29 protein-coding genes and 1 pseudogene are annotated in these 17,766 nt (G+C 40.7%); 20 read left to right on the top strand and 10 right to left on the bottom strand.

Going from position 1 to position 17,766, the window contains the following annotated elements; all coding sequences use genetic code 11:
* Positions 1 to 177: 177 nt before the first annotated feature.
* The 4 genes from DW862_RS20030 (at position 178) to DW862_RS20010 (ending at position 4,228) form a co-directional block, all read left to right on the top strand.
* Positions 178 to 1,386 (top strand): hypothetical protein, encoded by a 1,209-nt coding sequence (locus DW862_RS20030; RefSeq protein WP_005868786.1) that lies wholly within the window; start codon positions 178 to 180, stop codon positions 1,384 to 1,386.
* An 881-nt stretch (positions 1,387 to 2,267) separates the two neighbouring features.
* Positions 2,268 to 2,894 (top strand): RadC family protein, encoded by a 627-nt coding sequence (locus DW862_RS20025; RefSeq protein ID WP_005868785.1) that lies wholly within the window; start codon positions 2,268 to 2,270, stop codon positions 2,892 to 2,894.
* A gap of 176 nt (positions 2,895 to 3,070) precedes the next feature.
* The gene (locus tag DW862_RS20015; protein WP_005868783.1) at positions 3,071 to 3,481 is read left to right on the top strand and encodes a hypothetical protein; all 411 of its coding nucleotides are present in this window, start codon (positions 3,071 to 3,073) and stop codon (positions 3,479 to 3,481) included.
* Positions 3,482 to 3,829: 348 nt separating this feature from the next.
* A complete protein-coding gene (locus DW862_RS20010) occupies positions 3,830 to 4,228 on the top strand; it encodes a hypothetical protein (RefSeq protein WP_005868782.1) in 399 nt (132 codons plus the stop codon).
* Between the two features lie 112 nt (positions 4,229 to 4,340).
* Here the strand turns inward: DW862_RS20010 and DW862_RS20005 are convergent, their stop codons facing one another.
* From DW862_RS20005 to DW862_RS19990, 3 genes and pseudogenes are all read right to left on the bottom strand, one after another.
* A complete protein-coding gene (locus DW862_RS20005; protein WP_005868781.1) occupies positions 4,341 to 4,937 on the bottom strand; it encodes a recombinase family protein in 597 nt (198 codons plus the stop codon).
* 41 nt (positions 4,938 to 4,978) lie between these two features.
* The gene (locus DW862_RS20000; RefSeq protein WP_005868780.1) at positions 4,979 to 5,308 is read right to left on the bottom strand and encodes a hypothetical protein; all 330 of its coding nucleotides are present in this window, start codon (positions 5,306 to 5,308) and stop codon (positions 4,979 to 4,981) included.
* Positions 5,309 to 5,324: 16 nt separating this feature from the next.
* A pseudogene (locus DW862_RS19990) lies at positions 5,325 to 6,177 on the bottom strand (virulence RhuM family protein).
* Between the two features lie 433 nt (positions 6,178 to 6,610).
* On the opposite strand from DW862_RS19990, the gene DW862_RS19985 reads away from it, so the two are divergent.
* The 5 genes from DW862_RS19985 (at position 6,611) to DW862_RS19965 (ending at position 8,290) form a co-directional block, all read left to right on the top strand.
* The gene (locus DW862_RS19985; RefSeq protein ID WP_005868778.1) at positions 6,611 to 6,859 is read left to right on the top strand and encodes an AbrB/MazE/SpoVT family DNA-binding domain-containing protein; all 249 of its coding nucleotides are present in this window, start codon (positions 6,611 to 6,613) and stop codon (positions 6,857 to 6,859) included.
* Positions 6,853 to 7,173 (top strand): type II toxin-antitoxin system PemK/MazF family toxin, encoded by a 321-nt coding sequence (locus DW862_RS19980; RefSeq protein WP_117811640.1) that lies wholly within the window; start codon positions 6,853 to 6,855, stop codon positions 7,171 to 7,173. The genes DW862_RS19985 and DW862_RS19980 overlap by 7 nt, the downstream gene beginning before the upstream one ends.
* A gap of 49 nt (positions 7,174 to 7,222) precedes the next feature.
* Positions 7,223 to 7,621, top strand: coding sequence for a hypothetical protein (locus DW862_RS19975; protein WP_005868776.1), 399 nt, complete (start codon positions 7,223 to 7,225; stop codon positions 7,619 to 7,621).
* 99 nt (positions 7,622 to 7,720) lie between these two features.
* Positions 7,721 to 8,005 carry an HU family DNA-binding protein gene (locus tag DW862_RS19970; protein WP_005868774.1) on the top strand — a complete coding sequence of 95 codons (285 nt, stop codon included), beginning with the start codon at positions 7,721 to 7,723 and terminating at the stop codon, positions 8,003 to 8,005.
* A gap of 12 nt (positions 8,006 to 8,017) precedes the next feature.
* On the top strand, positions 8,018 to 8,290 hold the full coding sequence (locus tag DW862_RS19965; RefSeq protein WP_005868772.1) for a hypothetical protein: 273 nt from the start codon (positions 8,018 to 8,020) through the stop codon (positions 8,288 to 8,290).
* 61 nt (positions 8,291 to 8,351) lie between these two features.
* Here the strand turns inward: DW862_RS19965 and DW862_RS19960 are convergent, their stop codons facing one another.
* From DW862_RS19960 to DW862_RS26785, 4 genes are all read right to left on the bottom strand, one after another.
* Positions 8,352 to 8,729: a hypothetical protein gene (locus tag DW862_RS19960; RefSeq protein ID WP_005868770.1), complete on the bottom strand. Its 378-nt coding sequence runs from the start codon at positions 8,727 to 8,729 to the stop codon at positions 8,352 to 8,354.
* Positions 8,730 to 8,743: 14 nt separating this feature from the next.
* Entirely contained in the window at positions 8,744 to 9,070 is a 327-nt protein-coding gene (locus DW862_RS19955; RefSeq protein ID WP_005868769.1) for a hypothetical protein, read from the bottom strand.
* A gap of 45 nt (positions 9,071 to 9,115) precedes the next feature.
* Complete coding sequence (locus tag DW862_RS19950; RefSeq protein ID WP_005868768.1) at positions 9,116 to 9,370, bottom strand: hypothetical protein; 255 nt, start codon at positions 9,368 to 9,370, stop codon at positions 9,116 to 9,118.
* A 197-nt stretch (positions 9,371 to 9,567) separates the two neighbouring features.
* Complete coding sequence (locus DW862_RS26785) at positions 9,568 to 9,768, bottom strand: hypothetical protein (RefSeq protein ID WP_007564649.1); 201 nt, start codon at positions 9,766 to 9,768, stop codon at positions 9,568 to 9,570.
* Between the two features lie 409 nt (positions 9,769 to 10,177).
* Here DW862_RS26785 and DW862_RS19935 point away from each other — a divergent pair, with 409 nt between their 5' ends.
* Genes DW862_RS19935 through DW862_RS19915 form a run of 6 tightly spaced genes read left to right on the top strand, consistent with a single transcriptional unit; the run spans position 10,178 to position 12,425 of the window.
* The gene (locus DW862_RS19935; protein ID WP_005868767.1) at positions 10,178 to 10,657 is read left to right on the top strand and encodes an LPD28 domain-containing protein; all 480 of its coding nucleotides are present in this window, start codon (positions 10,178 to 10,180) and stop codon (positions 10,655 to 10,657) included.
* 56 nt (positions 10,658 to 10,713) lie between these two features.
* The gene (locus tag DW862_RS19930; RefSeq protein WP_005868765.1) at positions 10,714 to 10,977 is read left to right on the top strand and encodes a hypothetical protein; all 264 of its coding nucleotides are present in this window, start codon (positions 10,714 to 10,716) and stop codon (positions 10,975 to 10,977) included.
* A 15-nt stretch (positions 10,978 to 10,992) separates the two neighbouring features.
* Positions 10,993 to 11,319: a hypothetical protein gene (locus tag DW862_RS26465; RefSeq protein ID WP_243636517.1), complete on the top strand. Its 327-nt coding sequence runs from the start codon at positions 10,993 to 10,995 to the stop codon at positions 11,317 to 11,319.
* Between the two features lie 49 nt (positions 11,320 to 11,368).
* Positions 11,369 to 11,719, top strand: a complete 351-nt coding sequence (locus tag DW862_RS26460; RefSeq protein ID WP_243636516.1) for a hypothetical protein — start codon at positions 11,369 to 11,371, stop codon at positions 11,717 to 11,719.
* 29 nt (positions 11,720 to 11,748) lie between these two features.
* Positions 11,749 to 12,072, top strand: coding sequence for a hypothetical protein (locus DW862_RS19920; RefSeq protein ID WP_005868762.1), 324 nt, complete (start codon positions 11,749 to 11,751; stop codon positions 12,070 to 12,072).
* A 44-nt stretch (positions 12,073 to 12,116) separates the two neighbouring features.
* A complete protein-coding gene (locus tag DW862_RS19915) occupies positions 12,117 to 12,425 on the top strand; it encodes a hypothetical protein (RefSeq protein WP_224263218.1) in 309 nt (102 codons plus the stop codon).
* 212 nt (positions 12,426 to 12,637) lie between these two features.
* Here the strand turns inward: DW862_RS19915 and DW862_RS26050 are convergent, their stop codons facing one another.
* Positions 12,638 to 12,838, bottom strand: a complete 201-nt coding sequence (locus DW862_RS26050; protein ID WP_008782408.1) for a hypothetical protein — start codon at positions 12,836 to 12,838, stop codon at positions 12,638 to 12,640.
* Positions 12,839 to 13,236: 398 nt separating this feature from the next.
* Here DW862_RS26050 and DW862_RS19900 point away from each other — a divergent pair, with 398 nt between their 5' ends.
* Positions 13,237 to 13,803: a phosphoribosyltransferase gene (locus DW862_RS19900; RefSeq protein ID WP_005868760.1), complete on the top strand. Its 567-nt coding sequence runs from the start codon at positions 13,237 to 13,239 to the stop codon at positions 13,801 to 13,803.
* Position 13,804: 1 nt separating this feature from the next.
* Positions 13,805 to 14,419, top strand: coding sequence for an SLOG family protein (locus DW862_RS19895; RefSeq protein WP_005868759.1), 615 nt, complete (start codon positions 13,805 to 13,807; stop codon positions 14,417 to 14,419).
* A 193-nt stretch (positions 14,420 to 14,612) separates the two neighbouring features.
* Here DW862_RS19895 and DW862_RS19890 read toward each other — a convergent pair whose 3' ends face one another.
* Positions 14,613 to 15,776, bottom strand: a complete 1,164-nt coding sequence (locus DW862_RS19890; protein ID WP_005868407.1) for an IS4 family transposase — start codon at positions 15,774 to 15,776, stop codon at positions 14,613 to 14,615.
* Between the two features lie 270 nt (positions 15,777 to 16,046).
* On the opposite strand from DW862_RS19890, the gene DW862_RS26045 reads away from it, so the two are divergent.
* Genes DW862_RS26045 through DW862_RS19880 form a run of 3 tightly spaced genes read left to right on the top strand, consistent with a single transcriptional unit; the run spans position 16,047 to position 17,141 of the window.
* Positions 16,047 to 16,199: a hypothetical protein gene (locus DW862_RS26045; RefSeq protein ID WP_005868757.1), complete on the top strand. Its 153-nt coding sequence runs from the start codon at positions 16,047 to 16,049 to the stop codon at positions 16,197 to 16,199.
* Positions 16,200 to 16,212: 13 nt separating this feature from the next.
* The gene (locus DW862_RS19885; RefSeq protein WP_005868755.1) at positions 16,213 to 16,662 is read left to right on the top strand and encodes a DUF3791 domain-containing protein; all 450 of its coding nucleotides are present in this window, start codon (positions 16,213 to 16,215) and stop codon (positions 16,660 to 16,662) included.
* On the top strand, positions 16,659 to 17,141 hold the full coding sequence (locus tag DW862_RS19880; protein ID WP_005868753.1) for a DUF3990 domain-containing protein: 483 nt from the start codon (positions 16,659 to 16,661) through the stop codon (positions 17,139 to 17,141). Before DW862_RS19885 ends, DW862_RS19880 begins: the two co-directional genes overlap by 4 nt.
* A gap of 344 nt (positions 17,142 to 17,485) precedes the next feature.
* Here DW862_RS19880 and DW862_RS19875 read toward each other — a convergent pair whose 3' ends face one another.
* The gene (locus DW862_RS19875) at positions 17,486 to 17,683 is read right to left on the bottom strand and encodes a hypothetical protein (protein ID WP_007564664.1); all 198 of its coding nucleotides are present in this window, start codon (positions 17,681 to 17,683) and stop codon (positions 17,486 to 17,488) included.
* Positions 17,684 to 17,766: the final 83 nt, after the last annotated feature.

Raw genomic sequence — 17,766 nt, 5'->3', positions numbered from 1 at the left:
TAAGATGCTTTCTTTCTGATGAAGGGCGGATAAAGCATTCTTCAGGAAAGTACTTCTCCTTTTCCCATACCGGTCATACCGTTAAAACTGATTGATAATTATGACGCGTATGTTGGCCGGTATGCCTATCTTTGTGGCAATGAAAACAGAGAAAGGATTGATTTTGTAAGTATTATCATGGCAAAAGAACTGATTCGTGTCCCTAGGGTGCTTGGGGAAAGCTATAATTCCGTGCTGATTGAACGGTTGTATGAGGCAGGTGGAAATGTCATGCTCGATCTGATCATATACCTGGGCAGCTATCACCTCAAAGACTTGTTCGGGACTTCCTGGTTCTCCGTAGAAGACTTCTGCCGTAAGATGGGGTATGACCGTACCAACTTGCAGCGCAAGCTGGATAGCCGGCAGCTCGCGGCCATGTTCGGAAAGAATATGCAGCCGGAATATGTATGTACCGACACGGCAGGACAGAGAATCAGCCATCCTATCGAGACGGTTTTTGAGGCGGCTCTCTATAAACTGGGATTGGAGAACCTCTGCTATCCGACCATTGGCGAGGATGGCCGTACATCCTATAATTTCGTGCAGATCTTGAAACGTTTCGACATAATGACCGATTTCAAGACGAAGAAGTCAACGAAAAGGCTGTACTCGGCAGTGGTAAGCCCGGAGATAAAGAATTTCATGTTCTCGCTCTATAACCTCTTGGAACTTCAGGATTACCGTAGCCTGCCCAGCCGTTACCGCTATTTCTATCTGGAACTTTCCAAGATGGTTTACCTGATCAAGTATAAGACCACCAAGAATGAGGCTCCTTTTTATGTGCTGACAGTCGATCAGCTGGCTAAAAAGCTCGGCATAGAGATTGCCGAACCCAAAGACCGGAAAAAGAAGGTCGCCTCGATACTGAAAAAGATGAATACTTACCTGAAATATACCAATTTCAATTTCTCTTTTGTGAAAGGCGATCATGAGAGATGGGCATATACCGTGTTGTTCTCGTTTCCTAGGCATACGCTGCACTATTTTGATGAAGGACAATATGCTGTCGTGGTGAAGAAATTCTATAAGAACCTGCTTGGGCTGTATGTCGAGATTGCCTACCCGGACACGGATATGGCTGTCAGGAGGAAGAAGATCAAAGAGGTGGAGGAAGATGCCGGACTGTATAAAGAGTTCCTTTTATGGGCAAACTCCCCGGAAAGCGTAGAAAAGAAAAAACAGATATATATCAGTGATTTCGTGGCTGTATTCGGCAGGTTTCCGGAAGGATGGGCACAGGAAGAGTTGGAGAGTGCCAATGGAACGGAAGTTGCTCCTGCTCCTGAAGAGTTCATATCTCCGGAGACGGACGGGGCGGTGAACATGGACGATCCAGCTGTGTAGAACCGTCCACGTTTCACGGTTTTTTATAGAATTAGTTGTGTAGAAGTGTCCCTATTGGGGTGATTAGATGTGTGGAGTCATCCGCTTTGCCTGTTTTAGTTGTGTAGAAGTGTCCCGTTTGTTGCTTCTAGTTGTGTAGAACCGTCCACTCCTTTTGCTTTAGTTGTGTAAAAGCGTCCGGTTTCACTTGTCAGCTGTGTAAAACCGTCCACCCGTTAATGAAGGGAATAGGTAATCCCTGTTTTTTTTATATGTCGGTATATCAGTGAAATAAAAGAGAGAAATTTTTAAATAAAAGGTATCGGCTGTGTAAAACCATCCACCAAAATACATAATAAAGACCTAAACTCCTAACCCCTTTAAATATCCCCAAAGCGATAACATAGAAATGACTGGGAAAATAAATTTTCCCTTCACATGCCCTATACGTACTTTCGGAAAAAGATTTTTCGGAAGTATGTGTTGATTTTCACGTTTTTTTATATGATTGGAAGGCGGTTCTGTTCATCTTCTGTATCCGAATTAGTTTTTCAGGGCGTTCCCTTCTGACCGGGCTATTCGTTGCAAGTCCTCGTTACCCTCCAGGCTTTTCCCTGCTATCCCTAACGCTCTACGCTCCGGCTATGCCGGAAGAGAGGTATGATGATTTTTTCCTGAACTGATAGGAACATTGCGAAGGTAGGCGTGGCCGGAACGCCCGATATTGAAAAGCCAAATCTCCATCCTCCCATTCCGGGAGGTAGTATTTACCAGTTCAATCCCGTTCTGATCCGTCTTTCCCGCTTTCTCTTCAATGCACTGTTCCCAATCAGTTGAGGAAAAATTTATGGTTGGGGCGACAAGCGATGTTTGCGAGTATTAATCTTTTAATTTTTGGCAGTATGAAAACGAAGAGAACCGTATTTGAAGTGAATGACGTTTATCGGGTGATGGAAAACAGCGAGTTGATTTATACCTTGACGAACAGTGAGAAACTGAAACGTGAAGAATATAAGTATGAACAGATGGAAATAGAAGGATTGTGCTTGTCTGATGTACTGGAAACACTAACACCCAGCCGTAAAAAAGTCGCTTATGCGGCGATTGAGCTATATAAACGGCTGAAAGAAGGGCAAGTTGAAAGTCCTGCGCTTTTATCCAGCAATAATGTTTATAAAATGATGCATCCTGTTTTGTGCGATATAGCTACTGAAGAGATGTGGGTGCTGTTGCTGAACAGTTCGTCCAAACTCATCCGTAAAGTCCGTATCTCATGCGGCGGGATAAATACCGCCCCTGTGGATATACGGGTTATCATGAAGCAGGCATTGTATTATAACGCCGTATCTTTTATCATGGTACATAACCACCCATCAGGAGCACGCAAGCCCAGCAGTGCGGATGACCGCTTGACGGAAGCAGTTAAAAAAGCCGCTGAAACATTAGACATCCGTTTGGTTGACCATGTGATTGTGGCAGGCAATAACTATTATAGCTATGCGGACGAGGGAAGATTGCAAAATAGGTAAGGTGGACGGGAGAAATCCCGTCTGCCCGGGATTTCGGCTTCGGGGTTCTTTTTTGGCAGTCACCCCAAAAAAGAACCAAAAAAATGCTTCCCGGACTATCGGATGCGACATCGTAAAATACGCAAAGACGTGGCTTTTCAGAATAAATACATATCTTCGCGCCAAAGGTGATCGGAATGAATGTATTTTCTACTTTTGATACAGGCGTTATGGTGGCTCTCTTACTGGGCATTGAGTTTCTTAGAAGTGATATCCGAACGATTCTCTATTGTAAAAGGAATGATCCCAGGATTCTTAAGAGTTGCTTATATACGCTGCTTATATTATTGACCAGCCTTTATTCTATTGTGGCCGGAGCCATGCTTCATCCGGAACCCGTACCTGTTTATGAGTTGATACCCGGTTTTCAATATGGGGTTTATGGCTTTTCTTTTTCGTTTATATTGCTCGCTGTTGCATGTCTTTATCGTAAAACATTACCTTTTGTCCTTTTGGGCTACGCTATGATATATGTGATCGGTGTATTGATACCACTACTTAGGTATGTAGTGTCTATGATGGATTATTTCACTCGCACAAGGGTATAGCAGGTTAATTTCTTGATTGTATCGGATTGCCCTTTCTGTGGGCTGCCTCCCCCGGCTTCTTTCCTCCGATCCGAGTCCGGCTTTTTGCTCGGCAAAGGTTTCGGGATTCCGCAAATGGCAAGTTACGGCCATGCGCCTTTACTGTATGGAAAATAACGATGAAGAAGTGTCTTCCCGACATTTTCCATAAGTGAAACTTGGCTTATTGCTTGCAATCCAGACCTTGATATGCCGAAAAAAGGCTCAGAACTCAGATGGGGAATGACATCAAAAAAAAGGTCGGCTGACCAAAGACCTTCCCGATACAAAAAATGAAAAGGTCTTGAATCTAGCTGAAGAATAAATCAGATGTTCAACTTAAATAATGCTAATATGGAAAATTTGATTACACAAATCAACAAAGAGAGATTGGTTAATAGCGACACAGCTCTTATGATGAAGGAATTATACTATTACGTGCCTTGTGAGTATTGGTATGACAAACAGGATAGGCTACGCACCGATATTGAGGGAAGGAATACCCCGATGTATATGTGCGAGTGCCCGACACTGGCAGCATGTATCCAATGGATGATACAGACTCGTGAATATACGTTTCAAACAGAACAAAACGTGGCGGTCTGGCATGTGGTTGTGAGGGCTGGAGATTATGTGTTGTATGACTCCGAAAGTAATGCGGACGCTTTTTGTTGTTTGGAAGAAGCATTGGAAAAAGCGGTACAGGAGTGCATGGAGTTATTGTATTAAAATTAAAAAAAATCAGTCCCCGTGAAGGGGACTTTCCTATAATCTTGCTGAGAGGTGGAATTGCAGACGATCTTTGAGAATCATCTTTGAAGGATGGGCAGAGGTTTATTCGTTATTTGTTATTTTTGTTCTCGGATTTCAGCGCAATTCCATTCCTTCTTAATAGGCGATATACTGTTCCGCTACTGCCTATGTTTAATATTTTCTGTATCTCCCTTACCGGCGTTCCGGATTCATAGAGTTGGATGCAGCTTTTCTGCTTGGCGATGTTGTTTTTGTTGATAAGTGTCTTTCTGCCGAATTTGACACCTTTTTCCTTGGCGATTCTTCTGCCTTCTTGGGTTCTCTCATAGATAAGGTCTCTTTCAAACTGAGCGAAAGCACCGAGAATGTTGTTCATCAGTTGGCCGATTGCGCCTTCCGTACTGATGTTGTCTTGCAGTGAGGTGAATTGGATGCCCCTATTCTTGAAATCTTCCAATAGCGTAAGGATATTCTTCAGCGAACGGCCAAGCCGGTCCAGCTTATATACGACAAGTGTGTCGCCTTCCCGGAGAAAGCTCAGGCAGGCATCCAGTTCCGGGCGGTTTTGTTGACGTCCGGTCATTTTCTCAGAGAAGATTTTCTCGCATCCGGCAGCCTTCAACGCTTCCAGTTGCATATCCAGATGTTGTTCCTTGGTGGAAACACGGGCATATCCTATTTTCATCCTGTTTTCGTATTTAAATGTGTAATGAAGGTTTTAATTCTTCACTTTTTCAAATATGAAGACATTAATTCTTCATATTCCTCACGGCTGTATTGGTTGAACCCCTTTTGCTTCATTGCCAAAAGAAGCCTTTCCAGTTCTCCGATAGTCACTACCTGTTTGCCGATAACGGTAAATTGTTCCCATTCTCCCTTTTCGTTGAGCAGGTATTCCCGGTGTGCAAAACAGTAAAGAGAACCATCGATGTCATTCCGTTTCTGCCATTGACGCAGGTGCTTCAAACTGGTGAAATCACGGGTGACAGTACGTGGAATGGGAACCAATACGTCAATTTCCATCTTGAATTTTATATTCTCTTCCGCTTCTCGCATGGGTGATTAGCTTATTTCATAATACATCAATTATCGTATGGGCAGGAAGTTCCAGTTTGGAGAAAGCAAACATTTTCTTGCCCAAATCCTTTAGCGATGCCCCAATATGATATACTTCCGTATTATCAATGATTAAGAAGCGGTCATGACTACTTTTGTAGGTTCTAGCTTCAATGGGAGGATATTGGTCATTGTGTTTGTTTAAATCAAGTTGGAGCTGTGCGTTTATTTTGTGTATAAATAGTAGCTGATACTCCACTGTTTCGTTTGCTCAACATGAGTAACACGGATTCATCTACATAGTTGTCGATAAGCACAAGTGAGCATTTGGCAGACTTTATTAAATCTGTAGCAAACTTATACGCATCGAATATCTGACCGTCAAAGAATATACCTTCCACCGGAGGCAATGAGGTGCGTACAAAGAAGTCTATCTTTGCATCATGTTCAGCAATGGTTTTCTCTATTTGGAAGAATCTATTGTTCATTCTATATTCCATGTCATTGAGCCGTTGGTTTATAGAATAACCTTTCAATAAATATTCTTTTAAAATTTTATTTGCCCATTGCCTGAATTGCGTACCTCTTACGCTTTTAACTCTGTATCCAACTGAAATTATTACGTCTAGACTAAAGAACTTGACAGGCTTATCGGAATTAGCAATGTGCAAAAAATGCACATTGCTTTTCTCTTCCAATTCCTTTTCCTTAAAAACATTATTTATATGTTTGGTAATAACGGTTCTGTCACGTTGAAAAAGTTCTGCTATCTGCGCTTGTGTGAGCCAAACGGTTTCATCTTCTAAACGTACTTCCAACCTTACAGCTTCATCCGGTTGGTATAGTATGATTTCTCCTTGCTTCTCCATTATATGTTTCGCTTTTATTATATTGTTGCAAATGTACGAAAAAGAAACGTTATAAAGTCTGTTTTTTCCGTAAGTATTACCTTAAAAATTTGTTCCCTTTTTATTTTAATAAAACAGAAACATTCTGCTGTTTTAAAAATCAGTTATCTGTTTGCTATTCATAGTTAGGGTATCAAATAACTAAAATTCAAATGGAAACGCAAATCTATATTTTATGCAGATTTGTTTGTTAGAAGCGGAGAAAAGGACACAAGACATGATAAGAATCATAGGTCGGGGAGCGCCGCACGGCAAGGGGGGCACTAGCCTCCCGACGAGTGCAGCCGTTGGCCGGGTTATCGGTGAAAATGGAAAAAAGTTGGCTTTTCTTTTGGTATTGTTATAACTTTGTCTATATTTGTGTTGTGATAATCAATTTTAAAGTTATAACATTATGGTAACAAACATTATTCAGATTGGAAACAGCAAGGGGATAATACTTCCTTCCGAGATATTGAAACAGTTGCGTTTGTCCTTGAAATCGGCTGTGAGCATTTCTTTGGACGGGAACAATATTGTGATAAAGGCACAACCACGTCAGGGATGGGCGGAAGCTGCCAAACGTGCCCATGAGAATGGGGATGATGAGTTGCTTATCCCTGATGTGTTTGAGGATGAAAAGTTTGAGGATTGGACATGGTAGAACAGTATGAAGTGTATTGGGTAGAGTTAGACCCTACCCGTGGGGGTGAAATGGCAAAGACACGGCCATGTGTTGTTGTAACTCCTTCAGATTTGAATATGTACCTTACAATAGTAGTCATTGCTCCGATAACCTCCACCATAAGGAACTATCCTTACCGGGTTCTGTGTTCTGTAGCCGGGCGTGATGGGGAGATAGCCACGGATCAGATTCGCACGGTGGACAAAAGCCGGCTGAAAAGAAAGATTGGAGATTTGAATTTCAGTGAGATAAAAAGACTGAAGGAAGTGTTTCATCAAATGTTCTGTGAATAATGGAAAGTGTGCAAATAACAGGTTATGTAGCGTATTCAAAAAAGATATTATGAAGCCAACTACTTATATTAATTGGGACGGTCTGAAAGACATTCCATTCTTCTACTGCGATACAAAGGAAGATGAAGAAAACAAGGATTTCGACATCTATTACCAGGGCAAGCTGGTGTTGCATGACTACAACCATTGCGGACACTACCTTTACACTGCTGCGCTGCTGTTCAGTAAAATCAGAAACATTACAGCCGACTGGGTGAACCTGCATAACCTTTGGATTCTGCGTGATTGCGTGCGCGAGAATTACAATCACGGCATAGGAGTGGACGACCTTATTTTCGGAGAGAATTTCGATGGCAAGAACCTCGATACACTCACACCGCTTACCAAGAAACGCTTTGATTATTTGTGTAAGCGGATTAAGGAACTTGACCCATACGCAACAATTTAACACTTCATTGGGCGAAGGCAGGGCTTGCTGCGGATGCCAGACTTTAAATAATCCATTGGATTAATTATCTTTGCACGCTAATTTTCAAATTATAAAGAAATGACTAAATCGGAAATCGTAAAGGAAATATCTGCCAGAACCGGCATCGACGGCAAAGCGGTGCTTGCTGTTTTGGAAGGATTCATGAACGAGGTAAAGACTTCGTTGGGTAAGGAGGAAAATGTCTATCTTCGTGGATTCGGTAGTTTCATAGTGAAGAAGAGAGCGCAAAAGACAGCTCGGAATATCTCTAAGAATACTACTATGATTATTCCGGCTCATAACATACCGGCATTTAAACCGTCTGACGAATTTTTGAAAATGGTAAAACAACAGAACGCATAATAGGTAAACACAATGAAAGATCAGTTACGATTATTGAGAGACTGTATCAATAATGATCGTCCGGCAGTTGTCTTTCAGGGAGACGATTTTTGCGCTCCTGAGATTTTGGAAGCAGCAAAAGAAATTTATCGTAAACATGGTTGTTCCGAAGAATTTCTTTTTGACTGGCAGCTGCTTATCAATGAGGTGAAGGCTTACCAGTTAGAAAGTCCGGCAACTGTCAAATTGCCGAAACTCTCCCCGACAGAAACGGAACTGGTGCGGGAAGAGATGACTAAACGCTAAAAAATATTCTCGTTTAATACGCACCTTTTATTCTTCAGGCAGCGTATTGAACGGGATGGGATTAAAATGTTGGCGAACCTGCTTTTTTCGAAAGTTCCTGCCAATAGTTGAAGTCACTCGGTGAAAGATGCTCTTGCATCCAGTCACGCATACCAATATCGTTTCTTTCGTTCACATATCTCGTAAACGGAATCATTGTCTTACATGCTTCAAATCCAAGCATTCTCATATGGCGTGAAATGTTGGGAGGAAGACCTTCCAACCACTCTTTATAATACATTATCAATCTGTTTTCTTGGATTGGAACCGCTTGTTGGTGGTAAATATAGCTGGCGTTTCCGATTCTAATATCTCTGGCCTTATTTTCCCGTTCTTCTTCAGGTAGCCGACTTAAATATTCAGCTTGTGCTATTCTGCATTTGGAGTTTGGATGTTCCATGGTATTTTATATAATTAAGACTCTTCAATGATACGGTTCATCAAATCACATATTTTTTGGCAGCTATGACGGTCTGCGCAAGCAGGATAGGGGCATTTCTCAAAGGATGCCTGATTATCCGTAACTATGAAACCTCCGGAACGACGTACATAACTTACCGGATGAAAATAAATATCTTCCTTTTTCGGCCTATAAGTACATAGTCTTATAAGGCTGTTCAGCTCTTTGCAAATTTGCTCACATTTTTCTTTGGGATAATGTGGCAAATCACTGAATGCTTCGTAGGGGACAAAGGCAAATGCTTTGTCATCCCACATGACAGGTGTGTAATTCTGTACCATTTGTTATTTGGAATAAGGATGGCTGGCAGATTCCGTATTTCTGTATCAGTTAGGTAATCCGTCACTATTTAAGTGCGCCTGGGCAAACTCCCGGAGGTTCGTTTCGGCAATGCACTTTTCATAAATCTCATCCAATACTTCTTGCATATTTTCTACTTTATTGAATTTTAAGGGGCTGCCGTTTGTTGCGGCTTGCCTTTCCAGTTGTTCGATGATACTGGGAAATATCCCACGCAATAAACCGACGGTAGCTACGGCTGTAGCTGGTTCTACCTCTATTGTAATCTTTTTCTTTTCCATATCGTTGTATTATGTTATCAAAAGTAATAATTATTAGGATATTGGTAAGCATTTCTTCTGAAAAACTTTTTAAAGATATTGTTTTAAGATGACATACTGTGTTTTTGCGTTCACGCAGTATTCTTTCCCACCCTCCCCTTCATCGGAATGACTGTTCTCATTTCCGGTTTACCCGTAGTCATCCGCTATGCGGCTGATTATGGGCAAACCAGAAAAGAGAAGTTCCACACGTGGGCGGGATTGCAATGGTCATCATCCGGAGCTTCGGCATTGCCGAAACAACCTCCTTCTTCCGTATTGCAGCCCCGTCCTTTTACCGTTTGTCCCGGCAGTCCGTTGCTAACCCGTTCCCCCCTGCCACTTGTGGCAGGGAGATAGGAATACGGTTTTGCAGGCAAAACCGTATGGCTTGTTTTACTTTCCGTACTGCCCTTTTCCTAGTTTTCTGCCTCCCTTAATGTGCGTTTTTCATAGCCCCATCTGAGACCCTTTGTTTTTGAACGGCAAATTTATTTCGGTGGATGGATACGAAAGAGTTCCGGTCTTCGCCCTTTGTCCCGAAAAAAATAACGCCGGACGGCTTCGCTGTCCCCAACATTTTTTGTCGTCCAAAACTTTTCTTAATCCCTCCTTCCTTATTGTTGTGTGCCGTAAAAAAAAGGCTCATAAACTCAGATGGGGCATGAAAGCTCAAAAAAAAGTCGGCAGAAAGAAAAGGCCATCCCGGAAAGGGGTTTTAAAAAAAGGTCTTTAAATCTAGCTGAAGCATAAAATTAGAAGTTTAACAATCCCAAAAAACAACGAGTTATGTCACGAGTACACTATTTAGAAGGAGATTATGAACAGTTAGTTATTAATGAAACGATAGACGGTCTTTTTTCCAGTTATCGTATAGACCGCAATTCATTGCCAAAAGGATTTTTCCTTTATGAGATTAGATGGGATGACAGCTTATCTTCATTGGCAGAGATTAGCCCCTCTGTGGTGGTGAATCATGCAGGTTCATTCATTACAAAGTCACCCCTTGAATTTGATGCAAACAATAGCATACGGATAACCTATACCAATTTTATCGAGTTCTGCCAGTTTGGTGAGTGGGCTTATGAGAAACTGGCTGTATTGGATTGTAATTCCGGTAATGTTGCGGTGATAAGCCCAGACAGGAGATTGCAGACCACTGAAGAGATTGAGATTTTTTTGAGTGGGCATTGTGGCTATCATCTGAGTGAGATTAATTGGATGGTGATGAAAGGCGATGTGCTGTTTTTGAACGAGAACGATTTTTAATGAGTATAACCGTAACTGCCTCTTGGAATGGGGCAATTACATAAAATATTATAAGTATGAAGTGGATAGATAAGATGGTAGAACGCATTACCCGAAAAGAAACTGCTTTAAATGACCACTTTTGTGTAAATCGGCATACGGTTGTATGTCAGAGTGGTATGACTGATTATGTTTCTGTAACGATTGATAATACCGATGGTTTTGATTTCGATTTTTGGACAAAACAACTTTGTTTTGAGAAGGACTGTAAATATCGCTCGGAGATAAAAGCGGCTTTTGATAAAATCTATGGCACAAGGAATATAGAATGTTGTGAATAATGAAGTCAGAAAAGTATGATACCAAAGGAGATAATGAAACTTTATGAAAAGCTTGCTTTCAGTCGGGGATATGAAGAAGCCTTTCGGGATTTTTTGGATGTTTGTCTTTACTATTTGTCTGTCGGGATGTTGGCGGAGGATTATCGTAGAGTGGAAAAAAGATATAAGCCATATGAAATGGAACTTTTTGTTCAAATGTTTTATAGGGTGTCTGAATATTCGGAAGGATTTTGCGATGTCTTGGGAGATATGTTCATGGAGTGTGTCAGTCATGGGAATAACGAACAGTTCTTTACCCCGATACACGTTGCTGATTTGATGGCATGTATGGGGGGGAAATAGGCTGAAACCTAAACAGTCGGTCTGTGATTCGTGCTGTGGTTCCGGCAGGATGCTACTTTCCGCTGTAAAAAAATGTGCGGAAGAGAATGATGGAGGAAGGCTTTTTTGTTATGGCTCGGATATAGATTTGATTTGTGTAAAGATGACCGTTGTCAATCTGATGATGAATAGCGTACCCGGTGAAGTCGCATGGATGAATACATTGACAATGCAGCATTGGAGAAGTTATCATATAGATTTACAGCTGATAGCCGGAGTATGGTTGCCTATTTTAAAGATAACGGAAGCAGGTGACACTTCTTTTATTAGGAAACTTGAAAATGCAATGGAGGATAATTCTGAATTGAAGAGGTCGATTCAGAGCAACGCAAGGGCTACGCAGCTGACTTTTGATTTTTGACAAGATAAATATGTAAAAAGGATTTTGGTATGAAAGCAATAAGAACAAAAGAGGTGAATGAGAACGTCAAAGCGGCGAACAGTTGTTTGCGTAAAGCGAAATGGCAGGCTAAGGAATTGGCTGTTTTTACAGGTGAAGTAGTGCGTCTGATGGATAAGGAAGGGCATTCTCTACAAGGGTTCTTTAATCGGGTGGAGTTTGTTCTGGTGGACGGCACTATTAAATTCCGTGTAGTTATAAATCCTATTCTTGAATGTGAGAACTGTATAATGGCTTCTTGCCATGAAGACTATCTTTATGAGGTGGTCTCGGTGGAAAAGTTTACCTATAAAAATTATAGGTATCATTTGTAATGATATTGTATTTTAATGATTATAAACTGATTTATATTATAACAATGATGGGCAAAATTAATAATATTCCCGTTTTGAATGAAGATGTTATTCGTTTGGTTGTACTCAATGAGGAAATTATTGGGTATATCTATCCACGAAGGACTTCTTATGTGGTGGCATTGGAGATAAAGCCGGGACGTACTACCTCTTTGGCTACATCTGTCAATAAACAATGCATGGTTTTGTTGAGTGATAAGGTTCGTTTGGCCACGGAACAGGATTTCGATGATTTTCATATATGCTTTGATGGTTTCAGAAATAACACTATGTATTGTTATAATCAGGGAACGGAACCTATATACCTTCAATGAAGCACATTCTCCCTTCTTTTGGATTAGGGAAGGGAGGGTATTTTGCTGTCCGCTACTTTTTGGCAAGCACCCCAAAAAAGTAGCAAAAAACGCTTGGAGTTACTGGTAATCCCATTAATTTGCGTTCACGCAGTATTCTTTCCCACCCTCCCCTTCATCGGAATGACTGTTCTCATTCCCGGTTTACCCGTAATCATCCGCTATGCGGCTGATTATGGGTAAACCGGAAAAGAGAAGTTCCAAACGTGGGCGGGATTGCAATGGTCATCATCCGGAGCTTCGGCATTGCCGAAACAACCTCCTTCTTCCGTATTGCAGTCCCTTCCTTTTACCGTTTGTCCCGGCAGTCCGTTGCTAACCCGTTCCCCCCTGTCACTTGTGGCAGGGAGATAGGAGTATGGTTTTGCTTGCAAAACCGTATGGCTTGTTTTACTTTCCGTACTGCCCTTTTCCTTGTTTTCTGCCTCCCCTAATGTGCTTTTTTCATAGCTCCATCTGAGATCCTTTGTTTTTGAACGGCAAATTTATTTCGGTGGATGGATACGAAAGAGTTCCGGTCTTCGCCCTTTGTCCCGAAAAAAATAACGCCGGACGGCTTCGCTGTCCCCAACATTTTTTGTCGTCCAAAACTTTTCTTAATCCCTCCTTCCTTATTGATGCGTGCCGTAAAAAAAAGGCTCATAAACTCAGATGGGGCATGAAAGCTCAAAAAAAAAGTCGGCAGAAAGAAAAGGCCATCCCGGAAAGGGGTTTAAAAAAAGGTCTTTAAATCTAGCTGAAGCATAAGTTTAATTTTAATAGATAAAAGACTATGGCACATCAGAGTAAATATCCTAGTTTAGACAGACAATGGCATAAGATGATGTTTTCTTTCTTTGAGTATCTTCCTATGCAATATCGGCAGGCAACGGAAAGAGAATGGCAAATTCGTAAGATGATATGGAGTTTTAAGGATGGAAAAGCTTATTTGAATATAGCTTGGATGATAGCGAATAAGTTACATCAAGTTTTTGGTGATGATGTTAAGAATATTGTTTTTGCTTGTGTTCCGGCTTCTTCCGCTGATAAGAATGAACTTCGTTATAAGGGGTTTGCTTCGGCTGTGTGTAAGTTTTCAGGTGCTATCAATGCGTATGAACATATACGTGTCAGTGGAGATCGTTTGGCTATTCACGAGAAATTTGACAGCAAGTCGCTTCAAAAAGTACAAGTGATAGAATTTGACAAGGACTTTTTTCGGGGTAAGAAAATCTTGGTATTTGACGATATTTTAACAAAAGGGTTTTCGTATGCTCGTTTCGCATGTCAGTTGGAAAAAATAGGAGGTGAGGTTTTGGGAGGTTTCTTTTTAGGTAAAACAGTTGTCCGTATGTTATAAGATGAAAGAAAAAGAGAGTTATATAGAGAAGCAGAAGGATATCTTTGGAGATACTACTTGGTTCACTTATCGTTATGAGGTGAATGGAATGGTGTATGAAACTTCGGCAGGTTCGTTGGATATATGTAGAAAGGCACGTGATAAATGGATGAAAATGATGTCCGTTGCTTTTACCGGTCATAGAACGATACGAACAAATAAATATGCTTTGTCCGTATCGTTGAATGAAGAGGTACGTTTCTGCTATGAGAATGGAATCCGTTTTTTCTATATTGGTTGTGCGGTTGGATTTGACATGATGGCTGCTCATACCGTACTTGAACAAAGGAAACAATATCCCGATATGGTTTTGGTGGCGGTTGTTCCTTATGTCGGGCAAGATGTGTATTTCAACAAAGAGGACAAACAGAGGTATGCTGATATTTTGCGCCAAGCCGACAAGGTGGTAGTTCTATCCGAATATTATTATGCCCAATGCTATGCCCACCGTAATGATTACATGATTTCACACGCCTGTAGGCTGATTGCCTATTGGGATGGAAAATCTGCCGGAGGAACTTCTTATACGTTTAACAAGGCACAAAAAAAGAAATTGGTGATATACAATCTGTTTTGATTCAGATTGTATATCGTTGTTTTCCAGCGGTATGATCAAACGTGGCGATGTCATACTGTCTGGTTGCTGTAAGTGCTAATACTTCCGATGCAAAAGAGAAAGACACAATAAATATGAAAAGCAATGATAGATGAATTTTACTTAATTGTTTTACCTTTGTAAAACATTAGTGTCCCATTAAAATTGGGACGAATTAAAAATTAAATAAACTTGGCCCATTTGGTCCGAATCGTTCTTTGTCATTTTGAAATTTAGTTTTATCAAAGAGGTCTCTCAGATGAGTCTTATCAGTCAATGAGATGCTCAGTATTTGTAACACTTCATATGTACTTCTGTTCAGTTGCATATCGTGTTGAATGATTGCCACCAAACAGTAAGCGCATATAGCAGCATATATCTGTATTCGAACAGCATTCTCTGTAGTTCCCCAAAATCTTTTGATTTTAAGGTGCTGCTTGAGCCATTTGAAAAACAGCTCTACCTGCCAGCGATTTTTATAAAGTTCAGCAACTTGAAGCGCAGATATATGCATCGCATTGGTTATGAATGTAAATTCTCGTTCTTGTTCTTCATCCCAATATTTAACCAATCTAAGTGGCTCTGGATAATATTGTTTAGGATAGAATCCTGTCAGAAATACACTTGCGTCTGAAAGCACATTCTTAGGCAGCCTACGTTTCCATTGGATGGATTTGTACCCGAGATTCTTTTTTGCTCTGACAACAAAGTAGGCTTCAATTTGATGAATTTTATACAGTATTTTGAAGTTGTTATAACCGCGGTCAAAGATGTAATAAGAGCTTGGTTCATAAGGAATTTCAATCATAACTTTAGAATCGTGTACGGATGCTTCCGTGATATGAAAGAATGCAGGAATCTGTGTTTCCACATCATATAATGTATGCACTTTGATACCACCTTTCTTTTTGCGGAATTTTGCCCACCAAAAGACTGAAAGGCACAGGTCAATAGTAGTCGAATCGAAAGCATAAACGTTACCGCCAAGTTTGAAAATATGATTAGCACACTTTTGTCGTGCTTCGCTAACCAGGTAGTAAGCATATTCTTCAAAGATGTGATAGTCTCTATCTTGATTTGCTCTTGCCAGCGATGACTTTGATACATTTTTACCCATTCCTAAATGATAACATTTGGAATGATGAGCTTCAAGAGCAACTATCAAATCTCGCAGACTTTCACGATTAGAAAGTTGACCAAACATCAAAGCAAGTAGTTGATTCCAGCAGGTGAAGTGCTTCACATATTTATCACCATCATACTTGGTGACTATGCGGTTAAACTTACTTCGATTCAGAAATGAAGCCAATTGAGCGAAAACGTATTTGTCTTGGAACATATGCCATCGGATTAATCTGATGCAAAGCTACAAATTCAAGTCCGTTCGCTCGGAAAATCGCTGTAACTAACTAAATTTCAAATATTTCAAAGAACTCTTTTAGATTTTAATGGGACAACAATGTTTGTAAAAGGTAAAACAATATGCGTTTTTCAGATACAGAGAACAATATGACCTTTTGCATAGGTGTGTGTTGGTTAGGAACTCCAAATATGGAGTCGTTGCAGAAAATAATGATGAACTTGAATATTATTGATAAGGATGGAAACAATGGAAGCTAATGAACTGATGCGATATGCCTATGAATTACTGCAAGGGCATTCGAATGAAGAATGTGCCCGAATATTAAGAGAAGTGGTGGCCGAGTGTCAGGTGTGTATAAAGAACTGTGAAGAAGGTGTTTTCGAAAATATGCTAAAGTAATAACAACAAGAATATGGAAATTACTCATAAAAATCAAGGAGAACTTGACTCAACCATGCTCCCATTCGTGATGAGAGAGCTGGTAGAACTGGTCATGAAGAAAAAGGCATTGCCTTTAGGCGATGCACTGTATTATATATATTCTTCCAAGTTGTATAAATCTTTGCTGGATAAGAGTACCAAGTTATGGTATTCAAGTACATTGTCGCTTTATGAAACATTGGAGAAGGAAAAAACAGAAGAAAAACGACGGTATAACGGTGACACGAAGATCCTGCTTTTCAAGATGTTCTGCATTGAGAATTATAGGGAGGAAAAGAAACAAAGTGCGGAAGAAACCTTGTTGTTGTTTTCGGACTATGGGGTTTTTGATTTTTTGGATGAGACTTTTGAAATGCTTCATACCCAAGACCCCGAATATATATTAGATACTATAACGACTTATATCAATAAAAGAAAATGAGACTATTTCATGGATCTACAGTTACCGTGAAACGCCCTAATATACAGAAAGGACGGAAGGCTACGGACTTTGGGAAGGGATTTTATACGACAACCAACTTTGAACAAGCAAAAAAATGGGCTTTGTTGAAGAAGAACAGGGAACAGAGCGAAAAAGCAATCGTCTCTGTTTATGAAGTTCCCGATGATATTCTTGATAGGGAATATCCGGTTCTTCGGTTTATGGGTGCGACAAAAGAATGGCTGGAGTTTGTTGTCAACAACCGCAGAGGAAGAGAAAACGGTGACTATGACCTAATAATGGGGCCTGTCGCAAATGACCAGTTATATGCGACAATTCGGCTTTATGAACAGAGAGTTGTTACGGCTGAAGCCGCTATTGAGATGCTGAAAGCGCATAAGTTGTTCAATCAGCTTTCATTTCATACGGTAACAGTCGCTTTGTTGTTGAAGTTTGTTGAATCAATTGAAGTGGGGTAAAGAATATGTGAAGTGAAAATAGGGGGAAGTTTATCCCCCAATGGTAAGGTTGTTTTTTGCGTCCACTTAGTTTTTTCCCACCCACCCTTTCAGCGGAGTGACTGCCCGGCAGTCTGTTGCTTACCCATATGTCCTAGCCTTTTAGGGCTGTAGATAGGTAGTTGGATATTTCGCTGCCAAATCGGCAGTCCGCTTCAATCGTTTGCTTGCTTTTCTCCGAGTGGAGCCTTTCTGCTTTTCCGGTGGTGTAATCTTCTTTTATTGGAAACAGGTGTAGTGGCTGTATGCCTGTGTGGTTATGTTCTCCCGCAGAATCCGCAAGTCAGTTCTTCCGTTGCAGCTTTTCATTTTATCGTGCAGTCACTTTTTTCGATACGTGGAATATGATATGCTTCATTCTTCGGCTTCATTTTTTTAAAAGGAATTGCAGATGTTTCTTCCGGTGTGTCGATAGGCGGCTGACCATCTTTTCGGGATGTGCCATGCTTGCTGTCTAACCGGTTGTTTTTTGCATCCTTTCCAAACCTGTTACTGATTTTCAAGTTTTGTCTTTTTCATATCATTTTTTAGGGAACCTTAATTCCGCAACACTATTATAAAATATTTTTTTTAAGTACCTGAGCAA

The sequence above is a fragment of the Bacteroides sp. AM37-9 genome, assembly GCF_003603455.1.
In the GTDB taxonomy this organism is placed as follows: Bacteria; Bacteroidota; Bacteroidia; order Bacteroidales; family Bacteroidaceae; genus Bacteroides; species Bacteroides xylanisolvens.
The sequence above is the reverse complement of the archived record's forward strand: the minus strand, read 5'-3'. Positions and strand labels throughout refer to the sequence as shown.